This is a genomic window from Gilvibacter sp. CC01 (assembly GCF_055755295.1).
The window spans coordinates 1,185,098-1,204,958 of the sequence record NZ_CM146909.1 but is presented as its reverse complement, the minus strand read 5'-3'; the positions used below and the strand labels follow the sequence as shown (position 1 = coordinate 1,204,958).

17 protein-coding genes are annotated in these 19,861 nt (G+C 43.0%); 1 reads left to right on the top strand and 16 read right to left on the bottom strand.

Annotated features, from left to right (window positions below):
• Nucleotide 1 precedes the first annotated feature (1 nt).
• The 16 genes from AC0J2F_RS05665 to AC0J2F_RS05590 form a co-directional block, all read right to left on the bottom strand.
• Nucleotides 2-2,404, bottom strand: a complete 2,403-nt coding sequence (locus tag AC0J2F_RS05665; RefSeq protein ID WP_138257797.1) for a multicopper oxidase domain-containing protein — start codon at nt 2,402-2,404, stop codon at nt 2-4.
• A 2-nt stretch (nt 2,405-2,406) separates the two neighbouring features.
• Complete coding sequence (locus AC0J2F_RS05660; protein ID WP_119638282.1) at nt 2,407-3,624, bottom strand: TolC family protein; 1,218 nt, start codon at nt 3,622-3,624, stop codon at nt 2,407-2,409.
• Complete coding sequence (locus AC0J2F_RS05655) at nt 3,621-7,418, bottom strand: efflux RND transporter permease subunit (RefSeq protein ID WP_473009212.1); 3,798 nt, start codon at nt 7,416-7,418, stop codon at nt 3,621-3,623. Before AC0J2F_RS05655 ends, AC0J2F_RS05660 begins: the two co-directional genes overlap by 4 nt.
• Before the next feature lie 143 nt (nt 7,419-7,561).
• On the bottom strand, nt 7,562-7,981 hold the full coding sequence (locus AC0J2F_RS05650; protein WP_045802082.1) for an HYC_CC_PP family protein: 420 nt from the start codon (nt 7,979-7,981) through the stop codon (nt 7,562-7,564).
• A 60-nt stretch (nt 7,982-8,041) separates the two neighbouring features.
• Nucleotides 8,042-8,254, bottom strand: a complete 213-nt coding sequence (locus AC0J2F_RS05645; RefSeq protein WP_084598184.1) for a GDCCVxC domain-containing (seleno)protein — start codon at nt 8,252-8,254, stop codon at nt 8,042-8,044.
• 1 nt (nt 8,255) lies between these two features.
• Nucleotides 8,256-8,858, bottom strand: coding sequence for a mercuric transport protein MerTP (gene merTP, locus AC0J2F_RS05640; RefSeq protein ID WP_473009211.1), 603 nt, complete (start codon nt 8,856-8,858; stop codon nt 8,256-8,258).
• Between the two features lies 1 nt (nt 8,859).
• Nucleotides 8,860-9,231, bottom strand: a complete 372-nt coding sequence (locus tag AC0J2F_RS05635; protein WP_473009210.1) for an ArsR/SmtB family transcription factor — start codon at nt 9,229-9,231, stop codon at nt 8,860-8,862.
• A 106-nt stretch (nt 9,232-9,337) separates the two neighbouring features.
• Nucleotides 9,338-10,555, bottom strand: coding sequence for a site-specific integrase (locus AC0J2F_RS05630; RefSeq protein ID WP_045802086.1), 1,218 nt, complete (start codon nt 10,553-10,555; stop codon nt 9,338-9,340).
• A gap of 602 nt (nt 10,556-11,157) precedes the next feature.
• Entirely contained in the window at nt 11,158-11,718 is a 561-nt protein-coding gene (locus tag AC0J2F_RS05625) for a hypothetical protein (protein WP_473009209.1), read from the bottom strand.
• A 224-nt stretch (nt 11,719-11,942) separates the two neighbouring features.
• Nucleotides 11,943-13,295, bottom strand: coding sequence for a hypothetical protein (locus AC0J2F_RS05620; protein WP_473009208.1), 1,353 nt, complete (start codon nt 13,293-13,295; stop codon nt 11,943-11,945).
• A 9-nt stretch (nt 13,296-13,304) separates the two neighbouring features.
• Complete coding sequence (cydB, locus tag AC0J2F_RS05615; RefSeq protein ID WP_473009207.1) at nt 13,305-14,342, bottom strand: cytochrome d ubiquinol oxidase subunit II; 1,038 nt, start codon at nt 14,340-14,342, stop codon at nt 13,305-13,307.
• A gap of 12 nt (nt 14,343-14,354) precedes the next feature.
• Nucleotides 14,355-15,731 carry a cytochrome ubiquinol oxidase subunit I gene (locus AC0J2F_RS05610; protein ID WP_473009206.1) on the bottom strand — a complete coding sequence of 459 codons (1,377 nt, stop codon included), beginning with the start codon at nt 15,729-15,731 and terminating at the stop codon, nt 14,355-14,357.
• 140 nt (nt 15,732-15,871) lie between these two features.
• Entirely contained in the window at nt 15,872-17,200 is a 1,329-nt protein-coding gene (locus AC0J2F_RS05605) for an MBL fold metallo-hydrolase (protein WP_473009205.1), read from the bottom strand.
• A gap of 78 nt (nt 17,201-17,278) precedes the next feature.
• The gene (locus tag AC0J2F_RS05600; RefSeq protein WP_473009204.1) at nt 17,279-17,941 is read right to left on the bottom strand and encodes a peroxiredoxin; all 663 of its coding nucleotides are present in this window, start codon (nt 17,939-17,941) and stop codon (nt 17,279-17,281) included.
• 151 nt (nt 17,942-18,092) lie between these two features.
• Nucleotides 18,093-18,617 carry a hypothetical protein gene (locus AC0J2F_RS05595; RefSeq protein WP_473009203.1) on the bottom strand — a complete coding sequence of 175 codons (525 nt, stop codon included), beginning with the start codon at nt 18,615-18,617 and terminating at the stop codon, nt 18,093-18,095.
• Between the two features lie 27 nt (nt 18,618-18,644).
• Nucleotides 18,645-18,986 (bottom strand): rhodanese-like domain-containing protein, encoded by a 342-nt coding sequence (locus tag AC0J2F_RS05590; RefSeq protein WP_473009202.1) that lies wholly within the window; start codon nt 18,984-18,986, stop codon nt 18,645-18,647.
• A 226-nt stretch (nt 18,987-19,212) separates the two neighbouring features.
• Here AC0J2F_RS05590 and AC0J2F_RS05585 point away from each other — a divergent pair, with 226 nt between their 5' ends.
• On the top strand, nt 19,213-19,770 hold the full coding sequence (locus tag AC0J2F_RS05585; RefSeq protein WP_473009201.1) for a hypothetical protein: 558 nt from the start codon (nt 19,213-19,215) through the stop codon (nt 19,768-19,770).
• Nucleotides 19,771-19,861 lie beyond the last annotated feature (91 nt).

The following is a 19,861-nucleotide window of genomic DNA, read 5'->3' as shown; positions in this document are numbered from 1 at the left end:
GTTAAAATCGGGCTAAAAGACCGCCACCCCAGCCATATCGGTTATTGTAATTTGCTTGTATTGAAAAATTTCGGGATAGGATATAAGAGGTTCCCACCAACCATTGCGTTTCGCCCTGATAGGATGTATCGCCTATATCGTTCACCCAACCAAAGTCTGCCCGGTATTCGTATTCCCCTTCAAGGAAAAAGCGTGGAAAAAGCAACAGTTCCCTATCGAGACGTATCCTTGGGCGCAGTTGATGGTCTACACTCACATCTACATTAAATCGGTAAGGCGTAAAGTATTTTACACCAATTAGACCTACTGTATTAAAGGTGTCATACGAGTCGGGTGTAGAAGTTTCGGTATTTACTCCTACATAGAGGCGCACCCAATCATTGAGATACCTATTATAGTTTACTTCGGCTTCAAGGTTTTTGTTATAATCGAACTCTGCTCTTAAACCAAATTCATTCCGAATATTGCTTGACATCAGAAATAGTTCATTAAAGTTTGAGCCTGCACGCAACAATCCCCAAGAATAGTAATGGTCTGTTTCGTCAATCAGTTTTTGAACGGGAAAGTTTTTCATCCTTTCATCCCTTGGGGTATCATAGCTGAATACGCGAGCCATACCGCCCATCATATGGTACAGGATGTGGCAGTGAAAGAACCAATCGCCATACTCCTCGTTATAGAACTCGATAACCACTTTCTGCATCGGTGGCACATTGACGGTGTGTTTCAACGGCGAGCGCTCACCATTTTCATTGATTACCCTAAAATAATGCCCGTGAAGGTGCATCGGGTGGTGCATCATCGTTAGGTTGTTAAGGGTAATGCGGGTTACTTCACCACCCCTGATTTTAATCTTATCCGTTTCTGAAAGTGGCACACCGTTAATACTCCACACATAGCGTTGCATATTTCCGGTCAGGTTTAATAGAATGTCGTTTACGGGCAAATCAGCCTTGTAGGTGGTATTTTCCTTCGCTTTTAAGAAATCATAGTTGAAATAGGTTTTACGGGTATCGTAATCAAAAGAGGAAGTGTCTTTTTGCATCATAGGCATATCGTGCCCCATATGGCCTCCCATCATATGCGAAGGTTCGGTAGATTTCATTGGCATTGAATCTTTTTTCATTCCTGCCATACCGTCCATCTTTTTATCCATCTTCATTTGCTTATGGTCGTCCATCTTCATATTGTCGCCCATTTCGCCTTTATTCATTGACATTTTGTCTTGCATTCCCATATTCATCTGGCCATCTTTCATATCCATTTTCATCCCGTAATTTTCCTTCAAAAACTCGGGTGTTTTTTTCTTTTTGTTACCCACCATTGCAGGGGCGCCCATCTTCATATCCATTTTGGCCATTTGTTTCATCATTGCAACCTTGTCCGGTCTCTCAATTCTTTTTGCTGGATACAGGCTTCCCTGTCCCAAGCGCAACGAGGTGCTACCAGAACCGTCTTGAGCGGTGGCGGTAACTTCCAAAGTACCTTCAGGGATGGTTACGATAACATCATAGGTTTCGGCAATACCAAAAAGGAAACGGCTTTTAGGTACAGGTTCCACATCAATACCATCGCCCGCAACGACCATAGGGTTGCCACCGCCAAAATCCATCCAGTAATAGGTAGAGGCGGATGCATTGATAAAGCGAAGCCGTACTTTTTCGCCTGTTTTGAATTCGGGATACTCGGCCAATGATTTTCCATTGGTCAGAAATGCCGGATAATAGATGTCGGCTATATCTGCTCCTTCCATACGGTCTCTCCAAAATTTCAGTTGTGCACCAAATGCGCCTTCCTTGATAACCCTGCCCAAAGGAACCGCCGTACCTTTTTTGACCTGATACCACTCGTTACCTCTTTTAAGGTTTCTCAAAACATTCATAGGATTTTCGTTGGTCCAATCAGAGAGTACCACAACCAAATCCTTGTCATATTCCAGAGTTTTTTCTTTTGGGTGAATAATAATAGACCCATAAACACCGCTTTGCTCCTGTAGCATCGTGTGGGAATGGTACCAGTAGGTGCCTGATTGGTTGATTGGGATTCTGTATTGAAAAGTTGTTCCTGGTTTAATAGGTGGCGTGGTCAAATAGGGAACGCCATCGTAAAAATTGGGTAATATCAACCCGTGCCAATGTACAGAGGTTTCCACATCCATTTTATTGGTAACATTGATAATGGCGAGGTCGCCCTCGGTGAATTCCAAGACTGGTCCAGGAATACTACCATTGATGGTCATTCCTTTTGCTGTTACACCAGCGAGCGTCATTTCATTTTCTTCAATGGTTAAGTTATACTCCTTGACAGGTCTACCTTCTTCATTTCTGTCCGCACCGTTTGTGCCTACTTGGGCAAATACAGTAGAAGAAAACAGCAATAGGGTGGTGATTTGTAATATTTTCATTTTTAATTTATTAAATAGTTTAAAAGTGCTGATTGCACGTAATACATCTTTATGGATTCGATTTGGTTCATCTGAAATTTCAGTTGCAATTCCTGAATGTCCAGCACATCGTTAAAATCGATGGTTCCCGTTTCATAATTCTTTATTAATATTTCCTCGGCATCGTTAGCCTGCATTAAACTCTTTTCTTGGGTATTGAACTGAATACGGGCTTGATTGCGCTGTGATTTTGCTTTCGCGAAAGCGGTTTCAAGTACATTCAAACGCTCTGTTTTTTGTGATTCGATTTCCAGTTGTCTCAGTTCGTTCTGTTTGGAAACCGATGAATAGCGGTTGTTGAAAATAGGTATGGACAGCGATACCATTGGCATCACGATATCCTTGCCGTTGTCGCTAAAGGTCATATCGGGACGTTCGGAAACGGGTACATAGTCCAATCCAAAACCGATGTTCGGGGCACTTTCCTTTTGGTTCAGCAATTCGGATTGTTCAATGGACTCGTAAAGTCTATCATATTTGAGCAGTTCGGGATTAAGCGCCAATCCTTCATCGCTGTATATCGGGTCTTCCGTTGGGATGGTCATTTCTGGGACGATTTCAACGGCAATGCTTTCCTTTCGGTTCAAAAGATTGTTGAAGCTGACCTGTTCCGCCAAATACTCCTCCTGCAAGACCTCTTTTTGTTGTTGCAGTTCGTTCTGGCGAATCTGCAACCGTAGAACATCAACTGCGGAAGCCTTGCCCACTTCCACAGAGGTCAATGCCAACCGTTCGTAAGTTTGTAGTAGTTGGATGTTTTCGTCCAGTACATCCTGTTTCGCATTGATGGCATATAGTTGATAGTAGGATTGGGCGACCGAAAGTGCCAGTTTTCGTTTGGCAATGGCAATTTCAACAAACTCGGTTTCCGCCATTGAGCTGGCATAGTTTTCCCGTGCCGTTATCGTACCGAACCACGGCAACATCTGCGAAATCGAAAATCGTGCCCGTTGCGCACCCGTTCGGGTTTCGGGTTCGCTTACAAAGTATCCTGCGCTTACCACAGTATTAGGTAGCGTATTGACTTCGTTCACTTTTTCTTCGGCGATATTGTACCGCAGCTCGTAAGCCTGAATATCTGGATTGTTCGCTTCTGCTTCCTGTATATAAGATTGAAGCTCTTGCGCTTCCGCGTAAAAAGAAACAAGCAATAATCCGATGATGATTTTTACATTTTTCATTTGCTCGCTCGTTTAAGTTGATTTTCTTCCCGCCAGCTATATAGTACGGGCAACAGGAAATATGAGGTTACATCAATGAGCATCCCACCCACAATGGGAATGGCCATTGGAATCATTATATCGCTTCCCTTTCCGGTGGATGTTAGCACTGGCAACAAGGCAAGAACGGTCGTTACGGTCGTCATCAAACAGGGACGGATACGCTTGCCTGCCGCTTCACGGGTAGCTTGACGAATGCCCGGTTTGTCATTCGGTTTTTCCTTATCGAAAGATTGGTCGAGATAGGTTGCCATCACCACACCGTCATCGGTAGCAATACCAAAGAGTGCGATGAATCCGACCCAGACCGCAACGCTCAGGTTGATAGTTTTGATATTGAACAACTCGCGAAGGTTCTCACCGAACAAATTGAAATTGAGAAACCAGTCTTGTCCATAGAGCCAAATCATCACAAAGCCACCTGCAAATGCTACGGCAATGGCGGTAAATACCATCAATGAGGTGGTGACCGATTTAAACTGAAAGTATAGAATGAGAAATATGATAATCAAGCATAGCGGAACCACGATGGACAGGGTTTTCTCTGCACGCAACTGGTTTTCATAGGTGCCCGTAAACTTGTAGCTGATGCCTTTGGGTACGGTCAGTTCGCCGCTGTCTATCTTTTCTTGAATCAAGGCCTGGGCATTTTCCACCACATCCACTTCGGCAAAGCCGTCCAGCTTGTCAAATAAAACATAGCCGACCAAGAAGGTGTCCTCACTTTTGATGACCTGCGGACCTTGCTCATACCGGATGTCCACGAGTTCGCCAAGGGGAACGGGGCTTCCTTTTTCCACGGGAACGTAGATATTCTTTAGGTCGGTCGGATTATCACGCAGCTCTCGTGGGTAGCGTACCCTAACGGCGTAGCGTTCCCTACCTTCGACTGTTTGGGTCAGGGGCATCCCACCTACGGCCACTTGCAGGATTTCCTGTACGTCCATAATCGAAACCCCGTAACGCGCCAACTGTTCCCGTTTGATATCCACCAACAGATAGGGTTTGCCCACGATACGGTCGGCAAATACGGCCTGTTCTTTTACACCTTCGGCCTGTTTCAATATTTCTTCGAGTTCCAAGCCGAAAGCTTCGATTTCCCGTAAGTCCTGCCCCTTGACCTTAATGCCCATTGGCGCGCGCATACCCGTTTGCAGCATCACCAATCGGGTTTCGATAGGCTGTAACTTAGGGGCGGAAGTAATACCGGGCAGTTTAGTGACCCTGACGATTTCGTTCCAGATATCATCCGGGCTCTGGATTTCAGGTCGCCAGTTTCGGTAGTACTCGCCATCATCATCGGGAATCAATTCGTTTCTTGTGATGGTAGTTTGCAATTGGGATGCTTCATAACTGGCATCGTTTTCTACTTCGTTGTTCGGATTAATATGGAACCTATCATTTTTCAATACAAAAAGTCCGTCGTCGTTTACCCGATAGCGTTGCCGTTCCCCTGAAGCGTTGCGCATATATTCCGACTTGTACTGAATCACGTTCTCGTACATCGAAAGCGGTGCCGGGTCAAGCGCGGATTCGGTGCGGCCTGCCTTTCCGACCACGGTCTCGATTTCAGGGATGGTGGCCACCGCCATATCCAATTGTTGCAAGACCCGTTTATTTTCGGCTACACCTGAGTGCGGTAGCGAGGTAGGCATCAACAGGAACGAACCCTCGTTGAGCGCTGGCATAAATTCCTTACCCGTGTTGCGCATTATGAAGAAACCGAGAACCAGCAATGTGGTGGGAATTATCAAGAACAGCAATCTGTTTTGCAATGCCCATCTTAAGATGCTATCGTAGTATTTTCTGAGTAGCGAAAAGATGCCCAGAACACCAAAACAGCTTACCGCTACAAAAATGAGGTTCATAATCAGGCTGCGGTCGAAGCCGAGCGGTCGCCAGTATTCAGCCAATAGGAATACAACTGCGATTGTGGCAATAGCCGTATTGATGAGATTTTTTTGCTTTACCGCTACGCTCTCCCTTTGGTCGTGAATCTCGCCAGCTCGATTTCGCGAAAGCGTAACACGCATCGATAAAATGGCTACCAAGCCAAAAGCGACAAGTACCAATCCTATCCAATACCCAAAAATCACTGCGGTGATTCCCAAAAGGATTAAAAGCCCATTGATGGCATATTTGAGCCGTTCCCGCATTTCGGTCTTTCTAAAGAAAGTGGCTGCGAATGGCGGTATAAGGAATAGGGCAATAACGAGTGCAGCGGCCAATGCCATTGTTTTGGTAAATGCCAATGGTCGAAAGAGTTTCCCTTCAGCACCAATCATCGTAAACACCGGAAGGAAACTAATTATTGTAGTCATTACAGCAGTAACAATAGCGCCGGAAACTTCGGATGTGGCGTTGTAAACGATTTCGTTTGTTGTATAGGGTTGACCGTTTTTGTTTACCCGTAAATCTTCGTCTTCCAGATGTCGAATCATATTTTCGGCAAGGATGACCCCGACATCTACCATCGTACCAATAGCAATGGCGATACCCGAAAGTGCCACAATGTTCGCATCCACATTAAAGAGCTTCATCGTGATAAAGACCATCAACACCGCCACGGGCAATAATCCAGAAATCAATATGGATGCTCTGAGATTGAAAACCATTATGATAATGACCAAAATGGTAATCAGGATTTCCAAGGTCAGGGCCTCGTTGAGCGTACCCAAGGTTTCTTGAATGAGTTCGGTACGGTCGTAAAAGGGGACAATAGTGACTTGGGAGGTTCTACCGTCGGCCAGTTCTTTTGAAGGAAGCCCCGAGCTTACCTCGTCGATTTGGTCTTTGACATTATTGATGACTTCCAGCGGATTGGCACCATAGCGGGCTACCACCACACCGCCCACAACTTCGGCACCTTCCTTGTCCAAAATGCCTCGACGTGTAGCTGGTCCCAAGTGTACCTTGCCTACATCCTTGATTCGGATAGATGTGAAATTTTCGGAATCAACTACGGCATTTTCTATATCTGCTATGGATTTCACGTAGCCCAGACCGCGCACCAGGTATTCGGCCTTGTTCATTTCCAAGGTCTGCGCACCGATGTCCTGATTGCTTTCCTTAACCGCCTTTACTATATCGGCCAGACCGATGTTGTACTGACGCATCTTTTCAGGGTCAACATCCACTTGGTATTCCTGCACATAACCACCGATGGAAGCCACTTCTGAAACACCGCTGGCAGAAGAAAGAGCATATTTTACGTAGTAATCTTGTATACTACGAAGTTCCTGTAAGTCCCATCCACCCGTGACGTTCCCGTCCTTATCACGGCCTTCCAGCGTGTACCAAAAAATCTGGCCTAATCCCGTAGCATCTGGACCCAAGGCGGGATTGACACCATCGGGCAACAGACCACTGGGTAGCGAATTGAGCTTTTCGAGGATGCGGCTACGCGACCAGTAGAATTCGATATCCTCTTCAAAAATGATATAGATACTCGAAAAGCCGAACATCGAAGAACTGCGAATGGTCTTGACGCCAGGTATTCCGAGAAGGGAAGTGGTAAGCGGGTAGGTAATCTGGTCCTCGATATCCTGAGGGGAGCGCCCCTGCCACTTGGTGAAAACAATCTGTTGGTTTTCGCCAATATCGGGTATGGCATCTACAGCCACAGGGTCATTGGGCAATATTCCGGTGTCCCAATTAAAGGGTGCGTTCACGATGCCCCAACCCACGAAAAGGGCGAGCATCAGTACCGCAACGAGCTTATTTTCTATAAGGAATTTTATGCCTTTGTTCAGCATACAAAATGATAATTAGACAGTTATACAATGGTGGTCTTGTTGCAATTCTAAAAGTTGAATACAACAAAACGTGCCCAGAACGGGATAACCGTTGGGCTTAGTGCCGTTCCGATGGGTATCGGAATCGGACTACTGTCTAAAAATCAAATTAAATAGGTCTCGTAAAGTATCTGAACGTCCCGTTCAATAAAGGGGGGCGAGTAATCCTTGAAGGGAACAATGTTTTCATCAAGTCCCTCGAAAAGATTGATATAGGTGTAGAAAAATGTGGCAACGAAGGTCTGTTGCTCAAAAGTAAGTTTATTGAATGATGTTTTAAGGTCGTCGCTACCTTCCTTCACTATTTTTTGGTCCGAGCAACAAGATTTCTCGCTCATAGCAGGATTTTCACAACCCCTGGTTGGTTGTGCTTTTTCCATCCCGCAAGATTCTGCTTTTGTGAAGAAACTAAAATCAACCAAAGAATCCCCACAATAATGCATATCCACCGTAAACGACATTGTAGTGAACATCACTACCAAAGCCATCAAAACGGATAATATCTTATGGAAGATCTTTTTCATCAATGCAAAATTACAAAATTTTAACAGTTTTTGTTGGGTTTAACGGAATTTTAATTTTGCTCATTCGCAACATTTCATATCATTTTGGACAGGTGGACAAGCCTTGGTGCCATATGAACAGTACACGCAACAATCGCCTTCCTTTGGCCGAATTACTACCTTACAGTTTTTACATTCATAGAAAAACTGACAGGCATCGGTGGGCATTTGTTCCTCTTCTTTGTGCCCGCATTTGGGACAGGTAATGGTGGATTTTAAAATTGTAGTATCCATATTATTCAGAGACTTTATAACCTGTACTGTTGATTGCGTTTATTATTTGTTCCTCAGATACTTTGGTGCGGTCATATTTGACTATTGTTATGCCCTCTTTGAAACTGGCCTTAACAGAAAGTATACCGTCCAACTTGTTTACCTCGCTCTTGACGTGGTTTTCGCAACCAGTACAAGTCATTCCTTCAACGGTAAAGGTTTTTTTAACAATATTGTCCTGTTGCACATATACGATTTCCTTGGTTGGTTGGGTATAAAATATTCCTGAGTAATAGGGAAATGCCAGCATTAGACTCGCAAAGAGGGTCACAATAAGCAGAAATGTTTTTGATTGTAGAAAAGAAGGTTTCTCATCATCTTCACAGGCACAATCAATTTCGTGCTGTGATTTTGGCTTTAGCTTCTGGTACCAAGCGAATCCAAGAACTAAAATTGTCAGTCCGATTAAATAAGGTCTAAAAGGTTCTATCCAAGAAAATGTCGAAGCAATACCGCTTGTTCCTGCCAATAGTGCAAGCACTGGTGTGATGCAACAGACTGAGGCAGCGACCGCTGTGAAAATGCCGGTGTACGCTGCTGTATTTGATGATTTGGATGTGTTCATTCTATGCTACTTGTTTGTTTTCTTTAAGCCTACCGAATATTCCTTCCAACACATTGCTTGAATCCTTGACCAAGGAGTAGTACAACGTTTGACCATCACGTCTCGAAGTTATCAATTCAGCATCCTTCATTTTACGGATATGCTGCGAAATTGCGGGTACGCTCATTTCCAGTATATCTGAAAAATCACAAGGACAAAGTTCACCTTCCTCTTTCAAGAGGAAAAGTATCTTCAGTCTGGTCTCATTACCTGCCAGGGCGAGTACCTTGCCAATACTGTTGATTGATTCTGAACTTGTTTTCAACGTCTCACGACAGCGCATCAATTGCTTCTGGTCTGCCTCGGCACGGGTGCAACTTAATTCAAGAGCCATAATTACAATTTTGAGTAAAGCTACAATTATATAATTATTTAAGCAAATACTTAAATATATTTATTTTGTTTTTCTAATAGGTTAGAGTTTTTAAGAAAATATGTTTTTATAAAAAATTTACCACACTGTCCAAAGCATCGTCAGCATCTTTATGAATAAAATTAGCTTGATAGTTAATGGTGGTTTTCAAATCCGTATGCCGATATAATTTTTGAAGCATAAGCGGATGAATGTTATCGCCTGCAATATTGCCAAAAGAATGTCGAGCAATGTGCATCGTAACTTTTTTCTGGATGCCTGCTCTTTTCGCAATCTTTTTAAGGTGGTCATTGAATTTTTTATTTGCTACTTTTTTCTTTCGATATATGTCTTTCGCATCAGATAAGTCAGCTTTTTTCATTTCCGGGAAAACAAAGTCATCATCATTTACTCTGTCCTCAATGTACTGTAGCAAGATTTTTTCAACCTTAGCTGGAATTTTAAGGGAGAGTAACTTTGAATTTTTCCCCATTCTATAATGCAATCGCCCATCATAAATCTGGGACCACCTTATAAACAACACATCCGAAACACGCATTCCAGCAAAATAGAAACTGAACAACCAAACATTTAATGAGTGTCTTTCCATATCAGTTAGTTCAGTAACACTTTCCAGGGCTTTTATTTCTTTTCCTGAAAGCCCTGTTTTTGTGGTTTCGGGAAATTTGATTTTAAACTTATCCTTGCCAAAGGGATATATTTCCTTACTTACAACCTTATCCCTAATGGCTCTATTGAACAGTAACCTTATCAATACCATTACATTCATTGCAGTAGTTTCAGTTAATGAGCAAGAACCCTTTAAATAAATCTTGAATTTTTTGAGAAAGCGCTCATTGATTTCTTGGAAAGTCAAATGTCGGCCAGAGCAGTATTTTTCTATATAACTCACCCAAGCTGAATCTGTAGAATGGCGATTGATTTTCTTTTCAGCTTCTAAGGCTTCAAGATGCTCGTCAGCAAAATCAAAAAAAGTTAAGCTCGAAGTTGGCTTATATATTTCTTTTTTGATTTGTCGAGCAGTAGCACCTTTATTATCCGTCTGTAATGCAATAAGCCCTTTTCTGGCTTCGGATAGTTTGGAAGCTATCAAATTGTTCAGGCTTTCAGCTTCAGAATGCGATTTTTTTACCTTTAGGTTTTTAGAGTCCCAATCCTCTAATTCAATGTAATGGCCTATGTGTTTGTAAGTTGAACGACGGTCTTTGGTTATCCTAATTGCAAGCGGATACAGCCCTTTTGCATTAGGCTTTTTGCGAAGTATTATTTTTGCACTCGTTGACATTTTGAACCTGTTTTAGATACGAAAGCCAAATCAGGTACAACATTTTGTCAAAAATTCACTTTAAAGATACGTCTTTATTAGGAATTCTGGGTACAACATAGGTACAACAAATGTTGATATTAACTGATATTAATTGACTTTAAATAAAATGATGAAAAACATAAACCATTGAAAATGAGTTAATTTATGTTTTATTAGTGCAATATATACCAGACTTAGGATCTAGTGCCGCAAGGCGTGGGGGTTCGACTCCCTTCATCCGCACTTCAAAAAGCCCACAGCGAAAGCTGCGGGCTTTTTTCGTTTGTTTAAGGGGTCGAACCGCCTGCTCCCTCAGCGCCGGCCCCTCGCTAAAAACATCCACTGGAGGTTTTTTTATTTGATTCAGCGGTCGAACCGCCTGCGCGGCAGTCACACTCCTAGAAGAGCTGCCTTAAATCAATATTAGAGAACTATCACTTCCGACGCGACAGGCCTACCCCTCACTAATGATGTCCACTGGACATCATTTTTTCGTTCGGGGGCATCCGCACTTCAAAAAGCCCATAGCGAAAGCTGCGGGCTTTTTTCGTTTACTGGATTGATGATTGTAGGTGATTAGATTACCTCCCCACCAAGCCAACAAGAGTCTGATCTATAAAAAAGATTCCAGCCATCAGCAGCAAAACAAGAAGGATGAATTTCCAGCCATGATTGAAAAACCTAGGAGTAGAAGTTGAATTAAGAGTGGTTATTGTCTTGAGTGCTTTTTGTATTGCCAATCGATTGAACCATAAAATACCCAATAGCATCAACAGATAAATACTGGCATTGACCAAGGCGCCTTTAGGTTCGAGAAAAACAATGTCGAATAGAACGATGTTTACCATTATGGGTAGTAAAACCAGGGTGCCTAGCAGTTTTGTTTTATTGAACAGAAGCATAAATGCACCCAGCAATTGTACGCTTCCAATGGCTAAGATATAGCCGTAGGAATGTCCCATAAAAGTCCATCCCAGACTAAAGCTGTCTGCCTGTTCTAAGGTTAATTGACCTACTTCTGGCGGTAATTGTCCTTTTCTGTAAAATTGACCTCCTGCCAATTTGCCAAATCCGTAGATACTCAAGAATATAAAAACGTATAGCCTAAAGACCCATTCTAAGACCTTGCTGTTTATTGCCATGGCTTTGTTATTTGGAATTGAGACGCTCCTTAGTTGGCCGAGGTTACACAGAGGTGAATTTTGTTTCTGTTGAATCCGCTGAATTTTAAGATCTCATGCAGAGGAAGTCTAGGTTTAAATAAAACATAAATAGGAGGTTGTTGATGTGTGCATAGAAGACAATATAAGAGCATCTTAAATGGATCACTTACAGTGCTGATAAATTACATCTTGTTATTGACGCCCTAAAAGTCATAATTCACCACAAAGTTCAACTGGTGAAAGTTACTTGTATTAAAGATCGTCTCGGGGTCAGTGTTATTTGTATTTTCCTTGTAAACGTAGAGCAGATCTAGCTTAAGGCCTTCTAAGAAGCCGTCTAGCTCGTAGTGCAGATGGGTGTTCAGTTGGTAATATTCATCTAGGTTGTATTTGTTGAACTGAAAATCATCTACCTCTGCACCAAATACAGTTGTGAACTCGGCCCCAATGTAGAAGCGGTCTATTTTTAAATCTGTCCCGCCACTAATGGTTAGTACGTCTACATCGCCAAAACCTTCCAGCCGTGAACGAGAGATTGAGGTGAAGAAATGATCGCGGCCTAGTTCTCTGGGGAACAAGAACCGCCCTGTATCAAAGGCGTGGGTATAGGCCAGATCAAGCTTCCAATGCGGTTTGTTTAACCCTGCTTTTGTTGAGAAGACCTGTCCGCGTTCTCCGGGTTGCAGGTAGCGGTTGTCGTACTCCAGCTCTTTTTGTGCATTATCCGGCAGCTGTAGCGCGTATTGCAACCCGAGGTGAAAATCGTTTTTGTGCCAGTCTAGAAGCAACATGCTGGTGTTCATCACCCGGTGCAAATACCAGTGGTTCACTTGCAGGTCAAAGTCTTTATAGGCGGTCTCATATTGCAACATGGCTATCCCTTCAGACTCCAGGTGTTCGGCGTATTCGGCCACTTCGCCATTGGGTTGAAAACCGTTGTTGGTAAGCCCCAAGGCTTCCTGAAAACTGTACCACTCCACAGTACTACGAGGTGATACACGGTCTAGCCAGCTTAGGTTAAAATGGTGGTCCTTAATCTGGTAATTCAACCACAGCCCTTTAAATGCAAAGGGTTTCATGCGCCCGTCACTTTCGTTGAGTAGCGGTGTATCTTCAATTTCCATTTTGCCGTAGGTAGCATAACCGTCCTTAAAGTTGTAGCGCAGGTAGAGCTGTTCTAGCCTGTCCAGGTCATTGAAATTGTCTAGGTCATTTATATCGTAAAGTTCGTGTTCCCATTTTGATACCTGACCAGTTGTAGAATCAGGTTCATTAAGGTCTGCAGAGAAGGTCTTATAGGTAAAGATACCCTTAATGCCAATTTCAAAACCTTTATACGGTGCCGTCTTTATTGCAATAGCACCGCCTAGGGCATTGGTGTAATAGTCTCTTAGCTCGCCCTGATTGGCTGTATTCATAAAGTAATTGCGTACATGGCCGTGTACGTGCGAGTTTTTAAAGATCTCCATTAGGGTCTCGGGTTCGCTTTGCTTTGGGTCATGCTGTGCAAATGCTCCGAGAGAAAAAAGTATTATTAGATAAACTAGCTTACGCATGGTATACTTTTAATAACTGTGATCGTCAATTTTAACTTTGCCACTAAAGGTTTTATACACAAAAATGGTGTAGCCCAATACCAAGGGTGTTCCTATAGCAACTATCGTGAGCATGATCTGCATCGATTTGGTAGACGATGCTGCCTTGTAAATATCAATGGAGTATTCTGGGCCTATAGATGAAATAAGCAGGTCTGGGTAGAGCTCTACCGCTACAAGTACCAGAAGTAGTGCAATGGTAATGGAGGAGAACAAAAAAGCAAGTCTGTATCTTTTTCTATTGGCCAGCCTGGGCACATTAGCAATACTTAAAAAGACAAGCAAAGGGACTACAAATAGCTCAGGGTTGGCCTTAAAACCATCAGACAGATGTGGGATGTATAGTAAGGTATAAAGAGTAGTGATGGCAAAACTTACCATAAATAGTATCATGCCTCGTTTCAATAGCAAACGCAGCTTAGCGAATAAGCGTCCTTCTGTTTTTAGCAAAAGGTAGATTGCCCCATGCGACATGAACAGCCCAAGGGTTGTTACGCCTGTCATTAGTGCATAGGGGTTTAGAAATTCAAAGACTCCATCGCCCTGGTATAAGTAGTTGGGTCCAATTTGGATCCCTTGCAACACATTGCCCAATACGATTCCCAATAAAAAGGCAAGCATAATGCTAGAGACGCTGTAGCACACATCCCAAAGATTGCGCCACCACTTCATAGGTTCTTTGCCTCTAAATTCTATAGCTATGGCTCTAAAGATGATAAACATCAGAAATAACATAAAGGGTATATAGAGCGATGAAAAGAAGGTGGCATACATCAGGGGGAATCCAGCAAACAATGCCCCACCACCAATCACCAACCATACCTCATTGCCATCCCATACTGGGCCTACAGCATTTAGCGCTATGCGGCGACTCATTTCTTCTTTAAAGAACAAATGCCAAGCTCCAGCACCAAAGTCAAAACCATCGAGAATGGCATAACCAGAGAATAGTCCACCAACTACCAAAAACCACCATGTGGGGTAGTCCAATCCTAAAAATGTCTCCATATACTTTTTCTTTTATCCGGTCACGGCTTTAGTTATTTCTTTGGTAAATGGCCGATCCTGAGCTTCTGACTCGTCATAGGGGCCGTGTTTTATCTTTTTGCTGAGCAAGTAGATGAACAACAGGAACAACAGGGTGTAGATCACTAAGAAAAGTACGAGTGAGAACAAGATCTGATTGTCAGTTACTGCTTGTGAAAAGGCATCGGAGGTTTTTAGTAGCCCATAGACCACCCAGGGCTGACGTCCCATCTCGGCAGCAAACCAACCTACCTGATTGGCTATCTGTGGTAGCAAAACCGAGAACACAAAGATCCATAGCAACCATTTCTTGCTAAAGAGTTTTCCTTTCAACCAGAGGAACATACTAAAAAGGGTAAGACCTATGAGTAGCATTCCAATGGTCACCATTATATGGTAGAATTGAAACACTGCATTCACTTGTTTGGGGCGTTCATCTTCTGGAAAGGCATTGAGCCCTGTTACAGGCGCATTGGTATCGTAATCGAGTAAGAACGAAAGCCCGCCGGGTATTTTAAGCCCACTTACTTGTTGTCGCTCTTGGTCTACCCATCCAAAAAGATACATATCCGCCGGGCCAGAGGCTTCGTAATGACCCTCTAAAGCGGCTAGCTTGGCCGGCTGGTTTTTTGCCACTCCCTCTGCCGATTTATGGCCGGTGAACAGCTGGCCCACTGAAAAGAAGGTGGCAATTATTAGTGCAATTTTAAATGCTTTTTTAGAGATCTTCACATAGCGTCCTTTTATTAGGTAAAAAGCGTGAACACTCAATACCAGAAACGCACCGGCCAGAAACGCTCCAAGCCAAACATGGGTCAACCTATCCATACTTGATGGGTTAAAGACCATGGCCCAAAAGTCTGTGATCTCTGCACGGGCCTCTAGGCCCTCGCCGACTATATGATATCCTGCTGGGGTTTGTTGCCAACTATTGGCTACAACTATCCATATGGCCGAGAACATGGATCCGAGGAATACACCAGTAGTAGAAACCATATGCACCCAGGGTTTAACACGGTTCCAGCCGAATAGCAGAATACCCAAAAAGCCACTTTCTAAAGCGAAGGCAAATATCCCTTCTGCCGCAAGGGCGCTGCCAAATACATCACCTACATAGCGTGAGTAAACGGCCCAGTTAGTGCCAAACTCGAACTCCATAACTATACCTGTCACCACACCAATACCAAAGGTGAGCGCAAAGATCTTGGTCCAGAATTTGGCCAGTATATGATATTGCTTATTACGTGTTTTTAAGTAGAGCCCTTCAAAGACTACCATTAGCAACCCCAAACCTATACTTAAAGGGGGGTAGATGTAGTGAAAAGCAACGGTGAATGCAAATTGTATCCTTGCTAGAATTTCTGTTTCCATACCTTAGAAAAGTGATGTAAAGTTAGTCTTGTTAGTAGGGATGTATAGTAACTAGGGTTACACAACTCTAGTATGTTAACGTTGATACCTTAGTTGAAAAAACCCGCTTTTTAAAGCGGGCCTTTTTACCAAGAAAGGTCTTATTTAAAAGAATTTACTTCCTCACTGAGGTCATAGACCGCGGTTCCTTTTACCATGCTGGCAATGATGCTACTACCTGCTGCACTGCGGTAACCCCCGGCACAGTGTACCACTATGGGTTTGTCAGTAGGTATTTGGTCTAAGGTTGATCTTAGCTCATTCAGTGGATGTGCAAGGGCAGTGGCAAAGATTTTTCCCTGGTTTATTTCACTTTCATTGCGAATATCTACTATAGTGTAAGCGTCGGGATTGTTTCTAAAGTCTTCAACATTCAGTAGGTCACTGCCGACCAATGCCTCGTTGTCTAAGGTGATCACAGCATTGAGTTGTCCTTCATAACCTATCTTGGTCACACGATCCAGTATACCATCGAGCTCTTCAGGCTTGTCGATAACCAAAGTAAAGGCCTCTTCTGGTGCTATCACAGAGCCCAACCAAGTCTCAAACTTATCGTTTTCACTTTTAGCCTGAATGTTTATACTACCTTCTAGGTGACCTGTTTTAAAGCGTTGCTGATCTCTTACATCTACAATCAGCCCTTCTGCTATAGTGTTGTATTTGAACGGTACGACCGCACTTGCAGTTCTTACGTTCTGAGCTCCTACTTTGTTTATGCCAACATTAAATCCGAAATAGGCTGGTATAAACGGTTGGCTATCTAAAATAGCTGCCACAAATTGCTCCTTGGTTTGATTTTTGAATGCCCAGTTACCTATACGTTCTTGCCCCAACGTACTACTGTTGTCACTACTCAGGTTCTTTCCGCAGAGTGATCCCGCTCCGTGCGCCGGATATACCAAAGCTTCGTCGGGCAGATCATTGAACTTGTTTTGTATCGTATCATACATCATTCCAGCAAGTTCCTGTCTTTTGGCGGTCATGTTCCCGGCCTTTTCTCTAAGATCTGGGCGGCCGACATCACCTATGAATAAGGTGTCACCTGTAAAAAGAGCTGTAGTGTTGTCACTTTCGGCTACAATAGTAATGCTATCTGGCGAATGCCCGGGGGTGTTGCGTGCAGACAGCAAGATCTCACCTAGTTTTATAGTGTCACCTTCATCAAATCCCTGATGTGGATAATCGGCACCTAAAAGGGCGCTGTTGTAAATTGTAGCTCCTGTTTCTTGTTGTATCTGTAGGTGTGCGCTTACAAAGTCAGCATGCGGGTGGGTTTGAATAACAGCTACTATCTTGGCGTTCTCTTGCTTGGCGTATTGGTAATACTGCATCGGGTCACGCTCGGGGTCTATTATGGCCATTACTCCATCACTAACAATGGCGTATGAGTAGTGGGCCAACGGTTTGTATTCGAATTGTTTGATTTTCATAAAAGTTTCCTTAGTGTTGATAAAATGGATTGGCACCTAAATTTTCATATGATGCCAATCCTACTGAAGCATGTTTATCTAAATTTCCTTTTTTGCTAGGTACCAGGTTACTTTCTCTAATGATTCATCGACAAGACGCTCGTTCAGCTCATCCAATGATTTTGGCGGAGGAACAATCACTTTGTCCCCTTTCTTCCAGTTAAGTGGCATAGCAACCTTGTGTTTGTCTGATTCCTGCAGGGCTTCCAATGCTCTCAGAATCTCGTCCATGTTTCTACCCACATTCAGCGGGTAGTACATAATAAGTCTTATCTTTTTTGAAGGATCGATAAAGAACACAGCTCGTACGGCTGCAGTCTCACTTTCATTGGGTTGTAGCATACCGTATAGCTTAGACACATTCATGTCTAGATCGGCTATGATAGGGAAGTCAAAATAGACTCCTGTGTTTTCACGTACGTTCTGTACCCAGCCCAGGTGAGCGTGTATGCTGTCAATACTAAGTCCTAACAATTCAGTATTCAGGGCGTCAAATTCAGCCTTTCGAGTGGCAAATCCGCTCATTTCTGTGGTACATACTGGGGTAAAGTCGGCAGGGTGCGAGAACATCACCACCCATTTGTCTTTGGCAAATTCAGACATCTTTATAGGACCTTTTGTGGTCACTGCTTTAAAGTCTGGAGCCGCGTCACCAATACGCGGCATGCTGTTGGTTTGTTGTTTATCTAGAATAGCTTCCATAGTTTAAACTTATTATTTTGTTTTTATGGCATAAAATTATCCTATTGTAAATAAAACATAGGTAACCCGTGTTACATAGCTATCTCTCGTTTTTTACGGCTATGTTTATTTGGGTAGTACGATGTTCCGGATTCCTCTTACTTGATTTACATCATAGTCTGTGGCCTTGCCGTTGCTTTTGTCTATTACCTTTGTTGCCGTGTCCTTTGACGGGTTGCTTTCCTTGCCAATGGTCTCTGAACCATGCGGGTTCCTCTATTTGAAAGTCATAGAGATATTCACCTACTAGTTCAATTTCTTTTTTATCGAATTTTTGATAAGGCATAAGACCAAATCGTTGTAAGGCTCCGCGCATTTTTGCTTTATCTTCTGAAGGTTGCTGCACAAAATCCCAAAGTGTTGCGATGAATTCCTCTTTAGAGGTGTCTTCATTTATATAATGTGCTTTAACTGCTGCCATAGGTGGAGCAATTCGGCCTTCATCATTGGACGCAGTTGGGCTGTGGCACAGGTTACACTTATTCTCCAGTAGTGCTTTACCTGGGTGTACAGCATACTCGCCAGGGGCAGCTAACATTTCTTTGCTTGCGCTCTTATATGTGTCTTTCGTCGCTTCTTTACAGCTGAATATAGTGACTGCGATGGCCAATAGGCCGATGATCTTTACTTTTTGCACCTTGTTATAATGTTTATAGGGTTATTATTACCATCTCATGATCCCGCCGGCCAGGTCATAAATTTCCTTGAATCCTAAATCCTTAATGATATTTGCGGCTTTTTGGCTGCGGTTACCAGAGCGACAGTAGATATACAATGGTTTTTCTTTGTCAAACTTCTCGAATCTCGATCTGAAGTTTGCTCGATCAAAAAAGTCTATGTTCACAGCACCTGAAATATGCCCGGCTCTAAATTCGCCTGGAGTGCGCACATCTACTAATTGGACTGTCTTTTTGCTTATTGCTTCCTTATAATTATCTACGCTCAGTAGGTTGTAGTTGCTATCTTTTTTTATCGATGCCTTGAAAATTGAATTGAATAATGCCATAATTGTTCTTTATTTTAAAATCAAAATTATTCTCACCATCTCTTTATTTTCGTAACCTGAGTTACACAGATATACACCCTCGTCTAGATGATATATTGTGCTATAAACAAGTCTTTTATCCCTCTGTTCATAGGTTCAAATAGCATATAAATCGGAGGATTTTGTTGCGCAAAAGCGGATAGAATTGCCCGAAATTTGCCCTGTATTTAATTGTTAATACACGCTTATGAAGAACAGAAAATTCTATCCGAGTATTTGGCAGACCTTTCCAAACAGTTTGGACTTAGCTGCCCATTGGGAGACGCAACGTGCGCACACCCTTAATTTAAGTTTGACACAAAAAGAGAACGATCCGCTAAAAATAGCAGAGATGTCTCTAAACATAAACGGTTTTGCATTAGTAGATTCTAATGGCAACACCACCAGTATTGAATCTTTTATGCAACAAACCCGTTTACAACTCAGAGGTCAGCATACCGGGCTTTTTATAAAGACCCGCGAAGCAGTGACCTTGCCAGAGGCCGTTTACACCAAGGTTCGTTTTTACCTCAAGGCATGGGACAACTCTTTTGTCTTAAATGACTACTCCAAAAAAGAGGTATTTGATACACCTTATTTGGATTTTGATATTCAAGGTGCTTATGCGGTTTCAAGTAAAAGCCCTCAAGAGCTGCGTTTGCAGTTCAATTTCACTCCTTACAGTGTAGCAGGGATTTTACGTTGGTTAAAACACCGAATCTTCGGTAAGGTAAAGCCAAAAATGGCTTACCGCTTTGCGCACTAGGGTTAATTTTACACTTAAAGCAGAAAAGCAGCCTCAGGGCTGCTTTTTTTGTGGGCGGCAACTAATACAATTCTATTATCTTAGCGGCACA